The 17,152-nt window shown below is 72.5% G+C and carries 14 protein-coding genes; 3 read left to right on the top strand and 11 right to left on the bottom strand.

Annotated elements, in window-relative coordinates; genetic code table 11:
* Window positions 1-138 precede the first annotated feature (138 nt).
* Window positions 139-1,071, bottom strand: a complete 933-nt coding sequence (locus AB0P07_RS12825) for a TIGR01777 family oxidoreductase (RefSeq protein ID WP_365549083.1) — start codon at window positions 1,069-1,071, stop codon at window positions 139-141.
* Between the two features lie 72 nt (window positions 1,072-1,143).
* Here AB0P07_RS12825 and AB0P07_RS12820 point away from each other — a divergent pair, with 72 nt between their 5' ends.
* Entirely contained in the window at window positions 1,144-1,659 is a 516-nt protein-coding gene (locus tag AB0P07_RS12820) for a GNAT family N-acetyltransferase (protein ID WP_365549080.1), read from the top strand.
* Between the two features lie 19 nt (window positions 1,660-1,678).
* Here AB0P07_RS12820 and AB0P07_RS12815 read toward each other — a convergent pair whose 3' ends face one another.
* Window positions 1,679-2,863 carry a MarP family serine protease gene (locus tag AB0P07_RS12815; protein ID WP_365549077.1) on the bottom strand — a complete coding sequence of 395 codons (1,185 nt, stop codon included), beginning with the start codon at window positions 2,861-2,863 and terminating at the stop codon, window positions 1,679-1,681.
* 147 nt (window positions 2,864-3,010) lie between these two features.
* Here AB0P07_RS12815 and AB0P07_RS12810 point away from each other — a divergent pair, with 147 nt between their 5' ends.
* Window positions 3,011-3,898 (top strand): peptidoglycan recognition protein, encoded by an 888-nt coding sequence (locus tag AB0P07_RS12810; protein ID WP_365549074.1) that lies wholly within the window; start codon window positions 3,011-3,013, stop codon window positions 3,896-3,898.
* Window positions 3,899-3,920: 22 nt separating this feature from the next.
* Here the strand turns inward: AB0P07_RS12810 and AB0P07_RS12805 are convergent, their stop codons facing one another.
* The 8 genes from AB0P07_RS12805 to AB0P07_RS12770 all read right to left on the bottom strand — a co-directional run bounded on the left by AB0P07_RS12805 (window position 3,921) and on the right by AB0P07_RS12770 (window position 15,050).
* Complete coding sequence (locus tag AB0P07_RS12805; protein WP_365549290.1) at window positions 3,921-4,442, bottom strand: DUF4240 domain-containing protein; 522 nt, start codon at window positions 4,440-4,442, stop codon at window positions 3,921-3,923.
* A 674-nt stretch (window positions 4,443-5,116) separates the two neighbouring features.
* Entirely contained in the window at window positions 5,117-6,820 is a 1,704-nt protein-coding gene (locus AB0P07_RS12800) for a proline--tRNA ligase (RefSeq protein WP_365549071.1), read from the bottom strand.
* A gap of 73 nt (window positions 6,821-6,893) precedes the next feature.
* Complete coding sequence (locus AB0P07_RS12795; protein ID WP_102928974.1) at window positions 6,894-7,439, bottom strand: GNAT family N-acetyltransferase; 546 nt, start codon at window positions 7,437-7,439, stop codon at window positions 6,894-6,896.
* A gap of 64 nt (window positions 7,440-7,503) precedes the next feature.
* The gene (locus AB0P07_RS12790) at window positions 7,504-8,352 is read right to left on the bottom strand and encodes a GNAT family N-acetyltransferase (RefSeq protein WP_365549068.1); all 849 of its coding nucleotides are present in this window, start codon (window positions 8,350-8,352) and stop codon (window positions 7,504-7,506) included.
* 97 nt (window positions 8,353-8,449) lie between these two features.
* Window positions 8,450-9,607 (bottom strand): flavodoxin-dependent (E)-4-hydroxy-3-methylbut-2-enyl-diphosphate synthase, encoded by a 1,158-nt coding sequence (gene ispG / locus AB0P07_RS12785; protein WP_164366844.1) that lies wholly within the window; start codon window positions 9,605-9,607, stop codon window positions 8,450-8,452.
* 256 nt (window positions 9,608-9,863) lie between these two features.
* A complete protein-coding gene (locus AB0P07_RS12780) occupies window positions 9,864-11,156 on the bottom strand; it encodes a site-2 protease family protein (protein WP_365549288.1) in 1,293 nt (430 codons plus the stop codon).
* 8 nt (window positions 11,157-11,164) lie between these two features.
* Window positions 11,165-12,421 carry a 1-deoxy-D-xylulose-5-phosphate reductoisomerase gene (dxr, locus tag AB0P07_RS12775; protein ID WP_365549065.1) on the bottom strand — a complete coding sequence of 419 codons (1,257 nt, stop codon included), beginning with the start codon at window positions 12,419-12,421 and terminating at the stop codon, window positions 11,165-11,167.
* Window positions 12,422-13,097: 676 nt separating this feature from the next.
* On the bottom strand, window positions 13,098-15,050 hold the full coding sequence (locus AB0P07_RS12770; RefSeq protein WP_365549062.1) for an acyl-CoA dehydrogenase family protein: 1,953 nt from the start codon (window positions 15,048-15,050) through the stop codon (window positions 13,098-13,100).
* A gap of 291 nt (window positions 15,051-15,341) precedes the next feature.
* Between AB0P07_RS12770 and AB0P07_RS12765 the strand changes: the two genes are divergently transcribed.
* Entirely contained in the window at window positions 15,342-16,355 is a 1,014-nt protein-coding gene (locus AB0P07_RS12765; RefSeq protein ID WP_365549060.1) for a LacI family DNA-binding transcriptional regulator, read from the top strand.
* A gap of 57 nt (window positions 16,356-16,412) precedes the next feature.
* Here the strand turns inward: AB0P07_RS12765 and AB0P07_RS12760 are convergent, their stop codons facing one another.
* The gene (locus tag AB0P07_RS12760; RefSeq protein ID WP_365549057.1) at window positions 16,413-17,135 is read right to left on the bottom strand and encodes a hypothetical protein; all 723 of its coding nucleotides are present in this window, start codon (window positions 17,133-17,135) and stop codon (window positions 16,413-16,415) included.
* Window positions 17,136-17,152 lie beyond the last annotated feature (17 nt).

The raw sequence follows: 17,152 nt of genomic DNA, 5'->3' as shown, positions 1-17,152 counted from the left end.
CACCGGTCGCATGCGGGTGCGATAAGGCCGCTGTTCGGTCGCCAGTTGGTCGTCAATCGGTCAGCAAGCCGTCAGTGACCGGTCGCTGGTCGGCCGTCGTTCAGCCGGCAGGAGGGGCGGTGAGCGACACTTCCACCCCTACAGCGCCGCCCGGATCGCCCCGTCGATCTCCGGGAACGCGAACCGGAAGCCCGAGTCCAGCAGGCGGGCGGGAATGACCCTGGCGCTGCCGAGCACGTCGCCCGCCATCTCGCCGAGCACCGCCCGCAGTACCGGCGCGGGCACCGCGAACGGCGCCGGGCGGTGCAGCACCCGCCCCATGGCCACCGTCACCTCACGGTTCGTCACCGGCTGCGGGGCGGTCAGATTGAAGGGGCCGGACAAGTCGTCCCGGTCCATCAGGTGCCGGATCGCCGCCACCTCGTCGTGCAGCGCCACGAAGGACCAGTACTGCGACCCGTCGCCCAGCCGCCCGCCGAGCCCCGCCCGGAAGAGCGGGAAGAGCCGCCCCCAGGCGCCGCCCCCGCGCGCGACGACCAGCCCGGTGCGCGTGAACACCGTCCGCACGCCCGCCTCCCGGGCCGGGGTCGCCGCGGCCTCCCACTCCACGCACAGACCCGGCAGGAAGCCCTCACCGGGAGGCGCGCTCTCGTCCACGGGCCGGTCGCCGGTCTCCCCGTAGAAGCCCATCGCGCTGCCGTTGACGAAGACGCGCGGCGGCCGCTCCAGCGAGGCGACGGCCTCCGCGAGCGCCGTCGTGCCGTGCACCCGGCTGCTGCGGATGCGCGTCTTGTACGCGTCGGTCCAGCGGCGGTCGCCCACCCCGGCCCCGGCCAGATTGACCACGGCGTCGCAGCCCTCGAGCCCGGACGCGTCCACCCGGCCGTTCTCGGGGTCCCAGCGGACCTCGTCCGGGCCCCCGGGCGCGTGCCGCACCAGGCGGACCACCTCGTGCCCGTCCGCGGTGAGGGACTCCACCAGCGCGCCGCCGATGAGACCGGACGCACCGGCCACCGCGATGCGGGAACGTCCCGTGCCCAAGCGTGCGTCGTTCACGCGTCCGTCGTTCATGGTCCCATCCTGCCTGGCGGTCCGGAGAAAACCACGGAACGGTTCTCCTCACCGCGTCGTACAGTGACCGTCATGCCAGCCCCGCACATACGCGACGCCAGGTCCGAGGACGAACAGCCACTGCGCCGGATCGACCTGGAGACCTGGTCCCACCTGCACGCCGTCTCGCCCCCGCCGGGACCGGACGACCCCTTCTTCCGCGACACCTGCGGTCCCGAGGCCCACCTGGTCGCCGAACTCGACGGCGCCGTCGTCGGCTACGTCCGGCTCGGCTTCCCCACCCCGCTGGCCTCCAACACCCACGTCCGCCAGATCCGCGGCCTCGCCGTCGCCGGCGCGGCCCGCGGCCACGGCGTGGGGCGGGCCCTGGTCCGGGCCGCCGTCGAGGAGGCCCGGCAGGGGGGCTTCCGCCGGATCACCCTGCGGGTCCTGGGCCACAACACGGCCGCCCGGAAGCTCTACGAGTCGGAGGGTTTCGTCGTCGAGGGCGTCCAGCCCGAGGAGTTCCACCTCGACGGCCAGTACGTCGACGACGTCCTGATGGGACAGATGCTGACCGGCCCGGGCGGGGGCGCGCTCACGACGTGACGGCCCGGGCGGGGCGCGCTCACGACGTGACCGGCTCGCCCGTGTCCACCGCCCGCGTGGCGTCCGCCGCGTCGCGTGCCTCCGGGGCCACCTCGGCCGCCGTCAGCACGTAGCCGGTCTCGGCGTCGGAGGTGGAACGGGCGAACACCACGCCGTACACCCGTCCGTCGGTGGTCAGCAGGGGGCCGCCCGAGTTCCCCGGGCGGACCGTGGAACGGATCGAGTAGATCTCCCGGGTGACGCTCTCGTCGTTGTAGATGTTCTGGCCGGTGGCGCGGATCCGGTTCGCCACCGTCGCCGCCCGCAGGTCCAGGGCGCCGTCCTGCGGATAGCCCGCGACCACCGCCGCGTCGCCCCGCGCGGCGTCCTCGTCGAACCGCAGCACCGGCGCCCTCAGGTCGGGGACGTACAGCACGGCCACGTCCTTGTCCGGGTCGAACAGCACCACCCGCGCCTCGTACGCCGGGCCCACCCCGCCGACCCGCACGGTCGGGTCGTCGATGCCGGCCACCACGTGGGCGTTGGTCATCACGTGCTCCGGCGCGTACACGAAGCCGCTGCCCTCCCGGCCCTGGGCGCCGGCCACGCCCTCCACCTTCACCGTGCTGAGCTTGGCCGCCCGGGTGGCCGCGGGCGTGACGCTGTCGCCGGACGGCTCGGCGACCTCGGCGGCCGAGTCGTTCTCGAACGGGTTGAAGACCTGCGGGAACCCGGCGTCCGACAGCGCCGAGGTCGCCCGCGAGAACCAGGCCGGGGTGGTGTCCGGCATCACCCGCTGGACCCCGCCCAGCACACGCGAGTCCCGAATCGCCGAGGTGAGCAGCGAGGACGAGGAGGCGGCCAGCACGCTCGCCGCCACCCACGCCACGATCAGCGCCGCCGCCGCGTTCGCCACCGCCCCGCCGGCCCCGTCGGCCACCCGGAGCGGACCGGCGTCCAGCTCCCGGCGCAGCCGCAGCGCGAGCCGCCCCGCCAGTTCGTGACCCACCATCGCCGGCAGCAGCACCGTGACCACCGCGACCACCGTCGCCGCCGTCGAGCCACGCGCCACCAGGTCCGTCACCCACGGCAGGACCCACACGCCGAGCACCGCACCGCCCACGAAGCCGGCCAGCGACACACAGCCGGCCACCAGCCCGCGCCGGTACCCGGACGCCGCGTAGGCCAGCACCACCAGCAGCAGCACAATGTCGAGCAGGTCCACGCGAACCGCCTTTCTGCCGGACCCCGGGACCCTCAGTACGTGCCGTACCGGGCCGATGATCAGCCTGAGGCGCACGGGTGTCCGAGAACGGCTACCCCGTGCGAGCGAACGTGTGCGGTCAACCGTGAAACGCCGTGCACCGGGACGATGGTTCCACCGGGTGGCACACCACACATCGCGGACAGAGCGGATCCGCCGGACAGTAGGACCATGCGAGTCTTCCGAGGGCCGCGCCGGGCCCGGGAGCGCCGTACCTCCGGCATACCCGGCGCCGCCCGCACACCGGTCGCGGCACGGGCGCTGCTCGGCGCCCTGCCCGGCCTCGCCGCCGTCGCCGCGCTCTTCCTGTGCGCGAACGGCGTGGAACGGGCGGCCGACGAACAGACCGCCCGCGCCGCCCCGGCGGCCGCCGCCGACCGGTATGCCGCGCCCCGGCCCGACATCGTGCCCCGGTCGGTCTGGCTGGGCGACGCCGCCCGCGACCAGCCCGCCCCGCGCTACGACGACAAGGTCGTCGCCGTCTTCGTCCACCACACGGACACGCCGAACGGCTACGACTGCGCCGACGTGCCGGCCATCCTGCGCGGGGTGTACCAGGGACAGACCGGCGCCCGGGACTGGGACGACATCGGCTACAACTTCGTCGTCGACCGCTGCGGCACCGTCTACGAGGGCCGGGCGGGCGGCATCGACCGTCCCGTCACCGGCGCCCACACCCAGGGCTTCAACCACCGCACCACCGGGATCGCCGCCCTCGGCACCTACACCGCGGGCGTGCCCGTGCCCGACGCGATGACCGACGCGATCGCCGCCGTGGCCGCCTGGAAACTGGGCGAGAGCGGCACCGACCCGCGGGGGGAGGTGGCCCTCGTCTCCAGCAACGGACTCAGCCGGTTCGCCGCAGGTGCCACCGCCACGCTGCCCGCCGTCGCGGGCCACGACGACGGCTACGCGACCAGCTGCCCGGGCGCGGCCCTCACCGCACGTCTCGGCGACATCAGGGACACGGCGGCCCGCCTCCAGGGACGCGCCTGACCACCGCCGCTCCCGTGGTCTCTCAGCCCGGCCCGAACCTCGCCCACAGGCGGGGCAGGCGCTCGGCGAGGGCGCGGTCGTTCTCCAGGTCGATCGGCACACCCAGCGGCTCGGCGGGCGCGGGCGCGATGCCCAGGTCGGGAGCGACGGCGCCGGTGAGCTGCTCGTACGCCTCGTCGGCCGCGTATCCCAGCTCCTCGCCGTCCCCGTCAAGCTCGTCGTCGAAGTCGTCGAGCAGCTCGGCGAGCGAGTCGGGGTCGTGCACGGCACCCTCGTACACCTCGCGGCCCTGGCCGATCAGCCAGCAGCGGAAGAAGTCGAACGCGTCGTCGCTGGCCCCGCCCAGGAGCACCCACGCGGCGGCCCACAGATCCCAGGCGCAGGCGCGGTTGTAGCGGGCCTCGAAGTGCCGGGCGAAGTCGAGCACCAGGTCCGGGTCCATGCCGAGCAGCCGCTCCACGAGCAGGTCGGCCTGGTCCTCGGGATCACCGTCAGCGCGCTGCCGCGCGTCGTCGATCAGCTCCCAGAACTCCGTCTCGTCCATCACGGGTCCAGCATCTGCCTTGCCCGCGGGTGGCGCACGCGGAGTGCGGCGGATCGTTGTGCGCGGGTGCCTCCGGCGGTGGTGCGGATGCCTGCGGCGCCTGTGCGGGTTGGGTGGGGGTGCGCGTAGCGCCGTGGGTTCGGTGGGTGGGTCGGGGCCGGGCCGGGGGGTGTCCGTCCTCGGAACGGCGCGGAATCGGTCGGCCACAGATCTTCCCCGGCGCGGACGCGCCAACCGCTGCGGGCGGACACCCCCCGACCCGACCCCTCCTCGCCGTACGCGGCTCTCCGCCGCCCCACGCCACTGCCCCATCCCCGCCGTACGCGGCTCCCCGCCACCCTCGCTGCGGGCAGTCCGCCACGCCACCGCCGCCACTGCAGGCAGTCCGCCACGCCACCGCCGCCACTGCAGGCAGTCCGCCACGCCACCGCCGCTGCTGCGGGCAGTCGCCACGCCTGCCGCCCAGCTGTGGGCAGTTCGCCACGCCGTCGCTGCGGGCAGTCGTGCCGCTGGGGCGGCACGGGTGGGCGGTGGGGGTGTCTCCCAGGCCGTTCAGGCACGGGGGGAGGCACCCCGCAACGCCGGGCCGCGCGCCCCGCCCCCGGGCCGGTGGGCCGGCCCCGCCCGCGCCCGCGCCGGGCGCATGGGCAACGTCGGGTCACGCGGCCGCGGCGTCAGGCGGTGAGGCGGGCGAGGGCTTCCTCGACCGTTACCTCCTCGCGCTCCCCCGTGCGGCGGTCCTTGAGTTCGACCACGCCCTCGGCGGAGCGGCGGCCCGCGACCAGGATCTGGGGGACGCCGATGAGTTCCGCGTCGGTGAACTTCACGCCGGGAGAGACCCCCGCCCGGTCGTCCACCAGGACGCGGACACCGGCCGCGGCCAGCTTGTCGGAGACCTCCAGGGCCAGTTCGGTCTGCAGCGCCTTGCCCGCGGCGACGACGTGGACGTCGGCCGGGGCGACCTCCTTGGACCAGACGAGGCCCTTGTCGTCGGCGTGCTGCTCGGCGAGGGCCGCCACCGCGCGGGAGACGCCGATGCCGTAGGAGCCCATGGTGACGCGGGCCGGCTTGCCGTTCTGGCCGAGGACGTCGAGCTTGAGCGCGTCGGCGTACTTGCGGCCCAGCTGGAAGATGTGGCCGATCTCGATGGCGCGGTCCAGCTTCAGGCCGGTGCCGCACTTCGGGCAGGGGTCGCCCTCGCGGACGACGACGACGTCGACGTACTCGTCGACCTCGAAGTCGCGCCCCGCGACGACGTTCTTGGCGTGCGTGTCGGCCGTGTTGGCACCCGTGATCCACGAGGTGCCCGGCGCGACGCGGGGGTCGGCGATGTACTTGAGCTTCTCGCTGCGGCCCTGCGGGCCGACGTAGCCGCGGACCAGGTCGGGGCGGCCGACGAAGTCCTCGGCGGTGACCAGCTCGACGGCGGCGGGGGCGAAGTGCGCCTCCACCTTGTCCATGTCGACCTCGCGGTCGCCGGGGACGCCCACGGCCACGATCTCGCCGTCCACCTTGACCAGGAGGTTCTTGAGCGTGGCGGAGGCCTCGACGCCGAGGGAGGCGGCCAGGGTCTCGATGGTGGGGGTGTCGGGGGTCGGGATGTCCTCGGCGGCGGGCACGTCCGTGGCCTCGACCGGCGTGAGGGTGTAGGTGATCGCCTCCGTGTTGGCGGCGTAGTCGCAGTTCGGGCAGTCGGCGAAGGTGTCCTCGCCGGCCTCGGCGGGGGCGAGGAACTCCTCGGACTTGGAGCCGCCCATGGCGCCGGCGGTGGCCGCGACGATGCGGTAGTCGAGGCCCAGGCGCTCGAAGATGCGCTGGTAGGCGGCGCGGTGCAGGGCGTAGGACTCGGCGAGGCCCTCGTCGGCCACGTCGAAGGAGTAGGAGTCCTTCATGAGGAACTCGCGGCCGCGCAGGATGCCGGCCCGGGGGCGGGCCTCGTCGCGGTACTTGTTCTGGATCTGGTAGAGGATGACCGGCAGGTCCTTGTAGGACGACGCCTGGTCCTTGACCAGGAGGGTGAAGATCTCCTCGTGAGTCGGGCCGAGGAGGTAGTCGCCGCCCTTGCGGTCCTGGAGGCGGAAGAGTTCGGGGCCGTATTCGTCCCAGCGGCCCGTCGCCTCGTACGGCTCACGCGGCAGGAGGGCGGGGAGCTGGACCTCCTGGGCGCCGATGGCGTCCATCTCCTCGCGGACGATGCGCTCGATGTTGCCGAGGACCTTCTTGCCGAGGGGCAGCCAGCTCCACAGGCCGGCGGCGGTGCGGCGCACGTAGCCGGCGCGGACCAGCAGCTTGTGGCTGAGGACCTCGGCGTCGGCCGGGTCGTCGCGCAGCGTCTTCGCCATCAACTTCGACATGCGCTGGACCGGTGCGTTGGCCATGGTTCTCGTGTCTCCTGCTGCGTAAGGGTGGTGCTAGGAGGTTAGCCGGGCGGTCCGGTGCGGTGGAAATCGGTTATCGACCGGCCGGTGACCGCCTGCGCAGCGGGAGCGTGGCGCCCATCACCGCGTACGGCTTGGGGGCGCTCGGGAAGAGGACCTGGCGGGCGAGGTCCTGGTAGCCGAGGGAGTGGTAGAGGCCGCGGGCGGGGCTGTCCCGGTCGATCGCGGAGAGGATCGACCGGGGCTGGGTGGCGGCGTCGGTGATCGTGGTGATCAGGGTGCGGCCGAGGCCCCGGTTCTGGTGGGCCGGGTGGACGTGGAGCTCGGTGATGACGAAGGAGTCGTCGAGCCAGGCGTCGTTGTCCCGGGCGCGGAGGTAGGGCTCGACGACGGTGGACCACCAGTGGGCGCGGTCGTTGGGCATGCCGTAGACGAAGCCGACGAGCCGGCCCTGCTCGGTGGCGCCGAGGGCCCTGGCGCCCGCGTAGGTCATGTGGCGCAGCACGATCTGACGGCGGACGGCCACCTCGTCGGGGCCGAGGCCGAAGGCGGCGGCTTGGACGGCCAGCGCCTCGTCCACGTGCGCGGAGAGGTCCAGTGGGCCGATCACGAGGTCCATGCCGGGGAGCCTACAGGGGTGTTCCGGTTGTCGTCCGGGTGCGGGGCGCCGTCTGCTGCGCAGTTCAGAACAGGACGCTCATGAAGGCGCCCACTTCCTGGAATCCGACCCGCAGGTACGTCCGTCGCGCCGCCGTGTTGAAGTCGTTGACGTAGAGGCTCGCGACCGGCGCGGTGTCCGCGAGGGCGTGGCGCAGGACCGCCGCCATGCCCGGAGCCGCCAGGCCCTTGCCGCGGTACTCGGGGTGCACCCACACGCCCTGGATCTGGCAGGCGCGGTCGGTGGCGGCGCCGATCTCGGCCTTGAAGACCACTCTGCCGTCGGCGTCGAAGCGGGCGAAGGAGCGCCCGAGGCCGACGAGTTCGGCGACCCGGGCCTGGTAGAGCAGGCCGCCGTCGCCGGCCATCGGGGAGATGCCGACCTCCTCGGTGAACATCGCCACGCAGGCCGGCATGATCCGCTCCACCTCGTCCTTGCGGACGCGGCGGACGTACGGGTCCGGGGCGATGTCGTCGGGGAGCCGGTCGGTGACCATGAGGGGCTGGTGGGCGCGGACCTCGCGGGCCGGGCCCCAGCCCGGTTCGAGCAGCCGCCACAGCTGGGCGGTCTGCTCGGCGGGGCCGACGATCGAGGAGCAGCGGCGGCCGGCCCGCCGGGCGCGGTCGGCGAAGGCGCGGACGGCGCGCGGGGTGGCGCAGATGGGGACGAGGTTGGCACCCGCGTAGCACAGGGACGTGAGCATGCCGTGCTCGTACCAGCCCCACATCTCGCCGCCGAGGCGCCACGGGTCGAGGCCGGCGATCTGGACGCGTGCCGTCACGAAGGCGTTGGCTACCGGCTCGCGGTCGAGGACGGCGAGCGCGGCGTCCAGGTCGCTCGGTTCGAGCACGCGGGTAGTGGTCTGCGTCAACACGTGCGGGGGCCTCACCCTGAGATCTGCTGGTCTCCGCACTGTACCTGTCGTGCATATGCCGCGCCGCCCCCGGGGCGACGCGGCCTTGGTGGGCGGATCAGCCCGCGACGGAGACCGAGGGCTCGCCGGAGATCACGCCGTCCTTCTCCATCTGCTCGGCGATCTTCATGGCCTCCTCGATGAGGGTCTCGACGATCTTCGACTCGGGGACGGTCTTGATGACCTCGCCCTTGACGAAGATCTGGCCCTTGCCGTTGCCGGAGGCGACGCCGAGGTCGGCCTCGCGGGCCTCGCCGGGGCCGTTGACGACGCAGCCCATGACGGCCACGCGGAGGGGGACCTCCATGCCCTCCAGGCCGGCGGTGACCTCCTCGGCCAGCTTGTAGACGTCGACCTGGGCGCGGCCGCAGGACGGGCAGGAGACGATCTCCAGGCCGCGCTGGCGGAGGTTGAGCGACTCCAGGATCTGGATGCCGACCTTGATCTCCTCGACCGGCGGGGCGGAGAGGGAGACGCGGATGGTGTCGCCGATGCCCTGGGAGAGCAGCGCGCCGAAGGCGACCGCCGACTTGATGGTGCCCTGGAACGCCGGGCCGGCCTCGGTGACGCCGAGGTGCAGCGGGTAGTCGCACTGGGCGGCGAGCTGGCGGTAGGCCTCGACCATGACGACCGGGTCGTTGTGCTTGACCGAGATCTTGATGTCCCGGAAGTCGTGCTCCTCGAAGAGCGACGCCTCCCACAGGGCGGACTCGGCGAGGGCCTCGGGAGTCGCCCTGCCGTACTTCTGGAGCAGGCGGCGGTCCAGGGAGCCCGCGTTCACGCCGATGCGGATCGGCGTGCCGTGGTCCTTGGCCGCCTTGGCGATCTCCTTGACCTTGTCGTCGAACTGCTTGATGTTGCCCGGGTTCACCCGGACCGCCGCGCAGCCGGCCTCGATCGCGGCGAAGACGTACTTGGGCTGGAAGTGGATGTCCGCGATCACCGGGATCTGCGACTTCTTCGCGATCACCGGCAGGGCGTCGGCGTCGTCCTGGGTGGGGCAGGCCACGCGGACGATCTGGCAGCCGGACGCCGTCAGCTCGGCGATCTGCTGCAGGGTGGCACCGATGTCGGAGGTGCGGGTCGTGGTCATGGACTGCACCGACACGGGGGCGTCGCCGCCCACCGCCACGGGTCCGACCTGGATCTGCCGGCTCTTGCGGCGCTCCGCGAGCCTGGTCGGAACGTCCGGCATGCCGAGAGAAATCGCAGTCATCTGCTGTGCAACCCCAAGTCGTGGATCAAGGTCCGGCCCCGTTCAGCGGCGGGCTCCGGCATCCGAGATTACGGCACCGACGTGAACGCCGGGCACACGGCGTACGGGAGATGCACCCTATGGCGTCCGTCTGCCGGGTGAGGCGAGTGAAGCCCGATCCGGAGGGACATGCTCTCCGGATCGGGCTTCTCGTCGGATCGGTCGGACGGTCCGCAGATCGGGTCATCGTTCCCGGCTGTGGCGGTCGGTCCGGCGGTCAGGTTATGCGGACCGGGTTGACGACGTCCGCCACCAGCACGAGCAGGGTGAAGCAGACGAAGACGCCCGCCACCACGTAGGCCACCGGCATCAGCTTCGCCACGTCGAACGGACCGGGGTCGGGCCTGCGCAGCACCTTCGCGGTGCCGCGGCGCAGCGACTCCCACAGCGCGCCCGCGATGTGGCCGCCGTCGAGCGGCAGCAGCGGGAGCATGTTGAAGAGGAACAGCGAGAGGTTGAAGCCGGCCACCAGCATGACGAACATGGCGAGCTGCTGGGTGGGCGGGATGTCCAGGGTGGCGATCTCGCCGCCGACGCGGGCCGCGCCGACGACGCCCATCGGGGAGTCGGCCTCCCGGGGTCCGTCGCCGAAGGCCGCGTCCCACAGGGCGGGGATCTTTGCGGGCAGGGCGGCGAGGTTGTCGACGGCGTCGCCGACCCGGTCGCCCATCCAGGTCACGGACTGACCGAAGTCCTGTTTCACCACGCCGGTGGCGGAGCTGAAGCCGAGGAAGCCCGCCGTGACGTACTCGCCCTGGACGATCTGTCCGTTGGAGTCCTTCTTGGCGACCTTGTTGGTGGCGATGGTCGCGTGGAGTGTGACCTCCTCGCCCTTGCGCTCGACGACGACCGGCACGTCCTGGCCGGGGTTGGCGCGGATCAGGTCGGACAGCTTGTCCCAGTCGTCGGTCCGTACGCCGTCGAAGGCGAGGATCTTGTCGCCCGCCCTGAGGCCCGCAGCGGCGGCCGGGGAGGCCGGGTCCGCCTTGGTGCAGTCGTCGCGGTTCTCGCTCTGCGAGATGACGCACTGCGAGACGGAGCTCACGGTGGTGGTCTGCTGGGAGATGCCGAATCCCATCAGCACCGTGAGGAAGAGCACCACGGCGAGGATCAGGTTCATGAACGGGCCGGCGAACATCACGACGACGCGCTTCCACGGCTTGCGCGTGTAGAAGAGGCGCTTGTCGTCACCGGGCTGCAGTTCCTCGAAGGCGGCCGAGCGGGCGTCCTCTATCATCCCGCGCCAGGGCGAGGTGGAGCGTGCCTCCAGGCGGCCGTCGGGGCCGGGCGGGAACATGCCGATCATGCGGATGTAGCCGCCGAACGGGATGGCCTTGACCCCGTACTCGGTGTCGCCCTTCTTCCTCGAGAAGAGTGTCGGCCCGAAGCCCACCATGTACTGCGGCACCCGGATGCCGAACATCTTGGCCGTGGACAGGTGGCCCAGCTCGTGCCAGGCGATGGAGAAGAGCAGGCCGGCGGCGAAGAGGACTATGCCGAGGATGAACATCAGGGTCGTCATGCACGGGCCTCCGCCGTCTGTGCCGCCAGTTGCCGGGCCCGGGCGCGTGCCCAGGTCTCCGCTTCGAGGACGTCCGCGACGGTGAGCGAGGTTCCCGTACGGGGGGTGCCGTGCTCCTCGACCACCCGCGTGACGGTCTCCATGATCCCGAGAAACGGCAGCGCGCCGGAGCGGAACGCCTCGACGCACTCCTCGTTGGCGGCATTGAACACCGCCGGGGCCGTGCCCGCGAGCTGTCCGACGTGCCGGGCCAGGTTGACGGAGGGGAAAGCCTCGTTGTCCAGCGGGAAGAACTCCCAGGTCGAGGCCTTGCTCCAGTCGAAGGCGGGCGCGGCGTCGGGGACGCGGTCGGGCCAGCCGAGGCCCACGGCGATGGGCCCGCCCATGTCGGGGGGCGTGGCGTGGGCCAGGGTCGATCCGTCCGTGTACTCAACCATCGAGTGGACATACGACTGCGGATGCACGACCACCTCAATGCGTTCGAAGGGGATGTCGTAGAGCAGGTGGGCCTCGATCACCTCCAGGCCCTTGTTGACGAGGGTCGCGGAGTTGATCGTGATCACCGGGCCCATGGCCCAGGTGGGGTGGGCGAGCGCGTCCTCGACGGTGACCGCCGCCAGCTCGTCCCTGGTACGGCCCCGGAACGGGCCGCCGGAGGCGGTGACGACCAGCTTGCGCACGTCGGCGCGGGTGCCGGCGGCCAGCGCCTGGAAGAGGGCGGCGTGCTCGGAGTCCACCGGGATGATCTGCCCCGGCTTGGCCAGCGCCTTGACCAGCGGGCCGCCGACGATGAGCGACTCCTTGTTGGCCAGCGCGAGGGTGCGGCCCGCCTCCAGGGCGGCGAGGGTGGGCGCGAGTCCGATCGAGCCGGTGATGCCGTTGAGCACGGTGTGGCACTGGGAGGCGGCGACCTGGGTGGCCGCCTCCGGCCCGGCGAGGATCTCGGGGAGCGGCTCGCCCGTCCCGTACTGGGCGGTGAGCGCCTCCCGCAGCGCCGGTACGACGTCCTCGCGGGCGACGGCGACGGTCCGCGCCTTGAGCCGGTACGCCTGCTCGGCGAGGAGGGCGACCCGGCTGCCATTGGCGGACAGGGCGGTGACCCGGAAGCGGTCCGGGTTGCGCAGCACGAGGTCGATGGCCTGGGTCCCGATCGACCCGGTGGACCCGAGGATCACCACGTCCTTCGGGCCGTCGCCCGCCACCGGGTCGTAGACGAGGTGGGGGTCGGCGAGTGGGGCTGGACTGTCGCTCATCCCCCCATTGTGTCCGCAACGCCCCTCCGGGAGGACAGCGCGTCCCTCGGTCGGGTGTCGCGCGCCTGCGCCGGGGATCGCCGGGACGCACCTCCGGCCACCTCCCGCCCGCAAGGGGTCGGGGCAGGAGGCGCGGGATCCGGGGGCGTGCCCGTACGGGCCAGGGCGGACGGGCGGGCGGCACGAGCCCCCGGGGGCGCTCGGGTCGCGGCTCGGCGCCGCCGACGACGCCCGGCCCGGCTGCGGGGCCAAGTCGCCGGGCCGCCTCCGGGCGGGCCGGGGGCGGGCCGCCCCCGGGTGGACCGGGGCCGGGGCCAGGTGGACCGGGGCCAGGTGGACCGGGGCCAGGTGGACCGGGGCCGGGGCTAGGTGGACCGGGGCCGGGGCCAGGTGGGCCGGGGTCGGGGCCACGGCGTCCGAACGTGGCCCGGCCTCGAATCCGCCCACCCCAGCGTGGCTCGGCGGCGCGCGCCCCGCCCAGGACGAGGGGCGGCGCCCTGCGTCGCCCCTCCCCCACGAGCGGCCGGGACACCGGCTGACCTCGCTCCAGGCCGTTGCGACCCGCGCCGGCGGACGGTCACGGCTCCCGGCCGGACGCCGGGGCGCCCTTCGACGGCGGGCCCGTACCCGCGACAGGGCCCCGGCCCGCCACCCGTCTCCGGGCCACGCCCCGCCCTCAGCCGATGGCGCGGCGGACGTTCTCCTTCGTGCTGGCGCCCGGGGCCGCCTCCGCGATCCACGGGCCGTCGCCCGACGGGTCGACGACGCCCTGCTCCAGCCACTCGTACGCGCCGCCCAGCACCCCCTTGACGACCTTGCGGTCGAGGTCGTCGGTGTTGGTCCACAGGCGGCCGAAGAGCTCCTCGACGCGGATGCGGGACTGGCGGCAGAAGGCGTCGGCGAGCTGGTAGGCCTCGCGGCCGTGGTCGCCCTCGGCGCGCAGGTGCTCGGCGCGTACGCAGGCGGCGCTCATCGCGAACAGCTCCGCGCCGATGTCGACGACGCGGCCCAGGAAGCCCTGCTTGGTCTCCATCCGGCCCTGCCAGCGGGACATGGCGTAGAAGGTGGAGCGGGCGAGCTTGCGGGCGGCGCGTTCGACGTGGCGCAGGTGCGCGGAGAGGTCCGGGTGACCGGACGGGTGGAAGTCCGCGTACGAGCGAGGGAGTTGGCCGGGACCTGCGACGAGCTTCGGCAGCCACTTGGCGTAGAAGACGCCGGCCTGCGCGCCCGCCCTTGCCTTGTCCGAGAGGGACTTGTCGGGGTCGATCAGGTCGCCGGCGACCGAGAGGTGGGCGTCGACGGCCTCGCGGGCGATCAGCAGGTGCATGATCTCGGTGGAGCCCTCGAAGATCCGGTTGATGCGCAGGTCCCGCAGGAGCTGCTCGGCGGGGACCGCGCGCTCGCCGCGGGCTTCGAGGGAGGCCGCGGTCTCGAAGCCCCGGCCGCCGCGGATCTGGACCAGTTCGTCGGCCATCAGGCAGGCCATCTCGGACCCGTAGAGCTTGGCGAGGGCCGCCTCGATGCGGATGTCGTTGCGGTCCTCGTCGGCCATCTGGGAGGAGAGGTCCAGGACGGCTTCCAGGGCGAAGGTCGTCGCCGCGATGAAGGAGATCTTGGAGCCGACCGCCTCGTGCAGCGCGACCGGCTTGCCCCACTGCTCGCGCACCGCCGACCACTCGCGGGCGATCTTCAGGCACCACTTGCCGGCGCCGACGCACATCGCGGGCAGCGAGAGGCGGCCGGTGTTCAGGGTGGTCAGGGCGATCCTGAGGCCGGCGCCCTCCGGGCCGATACGGTGGGCGGCGGGCACCCGGACCCGGTGGAAGCGGGTGACGCCGTTCTCCAGGCCGCGCAGGCCCATGAAGGCGTTGCGGTTCTCGACCGTGATGCCCTCGGAGGCGGCCTCGACCACGAACGCCGTGATGCCCCCCTTGCCCTGCTCCGACTTCGGGACGCGGGCCATGACCACGAGCAGGTCGGCGACGACGCCGTTGGTGGTCCACAGCTTCACGCCGTCGAGGACGTAGTCGTCGCCGTCCCGGACGGCCGTGGTGGCCAGTCGTGCCGGGTCGGAGCCGACGTCCGGCTCGGTCAGCAGGAAGGCCGAGATGTCGGTGCGGGCGCAGCGCGGCAGGAAGGTGTCCTTCTGCTCCTGGGTGCCGAACATCTTCAGCGGCTGCGGCACGCCGATCGACTGGTGGGCGGAGAGCAGCGCGCCGATCGCCGGGTTCGCGGAGCCGACCAGGGCGAGGGCCTTGTTGTAGTAGACCTGGGTCAGGCCGAGGCCGCCGTACTTGGTGTCGATCTTCATGCCGAAGGCGCCCAGCTCCTTCAGCCCGGTGATCACGTCGTCGGGGATGCGCGCGTCGCGCTCGATCACCGCGCCGTCGATCTTCGTCTCGCAGAAGTCGCGCAGTTTGGCGAGGAACTCCTCGCCCCGCTGGACGTCCTCCTCGGCCGGGAGCGGGTGGGGGTGGATGAGGTCGAGGCGGAAGCGGCCGAGGAAGAGTTCCTTGGCGAAGCTGGGCTTGCGCCAGTCCTGTTCCCGGGCCGCCTCCGCGACCTGGCGGGCCTCACGTTCGGTGACGGTGGGTCGGGAGGATGAGGAGGGGGTGGGTGGTGCGGACATGAGGCTCACCTCGCCACGATTCGTCCTGCACGAACTTGCGGACGTACGTTACTTGTCGGTGCTACTCGATCGTATGTACCCGATCCCGGGCGACCCGACCACCCTTCGTGCGGCCGTTCGGCCGATACTGCGTGGGGAGGGCGGAAGAGAGAAACGCAGGCGAGAAGGCAGTCGAAGCGCTTCGACAGGCTATGGACAGCCATCCTCGCTGCAGCTACTGTCGAACCACCCTCGCCCCTACGTGTCGGTCTCTTGCGCTGTCGAAGCGCTTCACAAAGCTTGGAGAGCTGGATGGTCACCCTCGCCGAGGTCGCCCAGCACGCCGGAGTCTCGGCCAGTACGGTGAGTTATGTCCTCAGCGGCAAGCGGTCCATCTCCAGCACCACCCGCCAGCGGGTCGAGGAGAGCATCCGCAAGCTCGGCTACCACCCGAACGCGGGCGCCCGCGCCCTGGCCAGCAACAGGTCCAACATCATCGCCCTCATGATCCCGCTGCGCACCGACATGTACGTGCCGGTGATGATGGAGATCGCCATCGCGGTCGCGGCCGGCGCGCGCACCCACGGGTACGACATCCTGCTGCTCACCGGTGAGGAGGGCCCCGACGCGGTGCGCCGCGTCACCGGCAGCGGTCTCGCCGACGCGATGATCCTCATGGACGTCGAACTGGACGACGAGCGGCTCCCCCTGCTGCGCGGCACCCACCAGCCGTCCGTGCTGATCGGGCTCCCCTCCGACACCGAGGGCCTCACCTGCGTCGACCTCGACTTCCGGGCGACCGGCGCGCTGTGCGTGGAGCATCTGGCGCAGTTGGGGCACCGCGACATCGCCGTCATCGGTGAGGCCGCCGCCGTCTACGAACGGCACACCGGCTTCGCCGAGCGCACCCTGGACGGTCTGCGCACCCGGGCGCGGGAGCTGGAGCTGCGGCTGTTGCACCGGCCCTGCGAGGGCGGATACGACGCGATGGCCGTGACGCTGGCCCGCATCTTCGACGAACGCCCCGGCACCACGGGCTTCGTCGTCCAGAACGAGTCGGCGGTGGAGCCGCTGCTCGCCCTGTTGCGCCAGCAGGGCCGGGCGGTGCCGGAGGACGTGTCGGTGGTCGCGGTCTGCCCCGAGGAGGTGGCCACCCAGGCCTCCGTGCGGCTCACCTCGGTCTCGGTGCCCGCGCAGGAGATGGGCCGGCGGGCCGTGGAGCAGCTGGTCGCCAAGCTCGACGGCCGCGGGAGCGACGAGGTCGTGCTGCTCGCGCCGGAGCTGACCGTCCGGGCCAGTTCGGGTCCGGCGCCCGTGCGGCCGTAGCGCCTCACGACCCCGGAGGTCCGCCCGCGCACCACGACGGTGCGCGGGCGGTCCCGCTCAGCCGCTGCTGACCGTCAGGCGGTCGGTGCGGAAGTCCAGGCCGCCGGCGGACGAGGTGATCTCGTAGCCGAACTGCACGTCACCGATGGTCTCGTTGCCCATCCAGCCCTTGGTGTCCTTGATCCACTTCAGGATCGGAAGGATGTTCACCGTGCCGGAGCCCGAGTCCGAGGTGCGCAGGAACGAGAAGACCTCGTTGGCGCCGTTGTTTCCCTTGTAGACGTTCCAGGTGTGGCCGCCGAGGCTGACGGTTCCCTGCGGGGTGCCGAGGGGGCCGACGGCTCCGTTCTGGTTGACCCAGAGCATGATCTCGTAGTCGTGGTCCGTGTCCCAGATGTCGTAGGACGTGTTGTAGGCGCCGGACGACGGGACGGTGACGTCGTAGCTGCTGGTGAGCGAGGAGAGGGAGGAGATCGGCTTGTTGATCACCTTCTTGGCGTTCGGGTAGGACTTGATGCCGCCCGTGTTGGGGTGGTCGGCCCAGACTCCCCAGTCGGTGCCGGAGTTGGCCCACACGCACTGGCCGCCGGCGCCGGAGCCCCAGATGTTGTTGTAGAGGGTGTAGCCGTCCAGGGTGGTGTTGCCCCACTGGTCGCAGGTGTTCCAGACGGCGGCGAGGGCGGGGGCGGAGGCGAGACCGACGGTGGCGCCGAGCGCGAGAGCCGGGGCGAGGAGCGCCGTCAGTGTGCGGGTGCGGGTGGTGCGCGTGCGTGGTGCCATGGCGTTTCCTTCCATGG

Source organism: Streptomyces sp. NPDC085944, assembly GCF_040686295.1.
GTDB classification, from domain to species: Bacteria; Actinomycetota; Actinomycetes; order Streptomycetales; family Streptomycetaceae; genus Streptomyces; species Streptomyces salinarius.
The sequence above is the reverse complement of the archived record's forward strand: the minus strand, read 5'-3'. Positions and strand labels throughout refer to the sequence as shown.

Bases quoted from the DNA above. Each gene is read 5' to 3' on its own strand.
- AB0P07_RS12825 (WP_365549083.1), bottom strand. From the start codon at position 1,071: ATGAACGACGGACGCGTGAACGACGCACGCTTGGGCACGGGACGTTCC.
- AB0P07_RS12820 (WP_365549080.1), top strand. From the start codon at position 1,144: ATGCCAGCCCCGCACATACGCGACGCCAGGTCCGAGGACGAACAGCCA.
- AB0P07_RS12810 (WP_365549074.1), top strand. From the start codon at position 3,011: ATGGTTCCACCGGGTGGCACACCACACATCGCGGACAGAGCGGATCCG.
- AB0P07_RS12805 (WP_365549290.1), bottom strand. From the start codon at position 4,442: ATGGACGAGACGGAGTTCTGGGAGCTGATCGACGACGCGCGGCAGCGC.
- AB0P07_RS12800 (WP_365549071.1), bottom strand. From the start codon at position 6,820: ATGGCCAACGCACCGGTCCAGCGCATGTCGAAGTTGATGGCGAAGACG.
- AB0P07_RS12795 (WP_102928974.1), bottom strand. From the start codon at position 7,439: ATGGACCTCGTGATCGGCCCACTGGACCTCTCCGCGCACGTGGACGAG.
- ispG (WP_164366844.1), bottom strand. From the start codon at position 9,607: ATGACTGCGATTTCTCTCGGCATGCCGGACGTTCCGACCAGGCTCGCG.
- AB0P07_RS12780 (WP_365549288.1), bottom strand. From the start codon at position 11,156: ATGTTCATCCTCGGCATAGTCCTCTTCGCCGCCGGCCTGCTCTTCTCC.
- dxr (WP_365549065.1), bottom strand. From the start codon at position 12,421: ATGAGCGACAGTCCAGCCCCACTCGCCGACCCCCACCTCGTCTACGAC.
- AB0P07_RS12770 (WP_365549062.1), bottom strand. From the start codon at position 15,050: ATGTCCGCACCACCCACCCCCTCCTCATCCTCCCGACCCACCGTCACC.
- AB0P07_RS12765 (WP_365549060.1), top strand. From the start codon at position 15,342: ATGGTCACCCTCGCCGAGGTCGCCCAGCACGCCGGAGTCTCGGCCAGT.
- AB0P07_RS12760 (WP_365549057.1), bottom strand. From the start codon at position 17,135: ATGGCACCACGCACGCGCACCACCCGCACCCGCACACTGACGGCGCTC.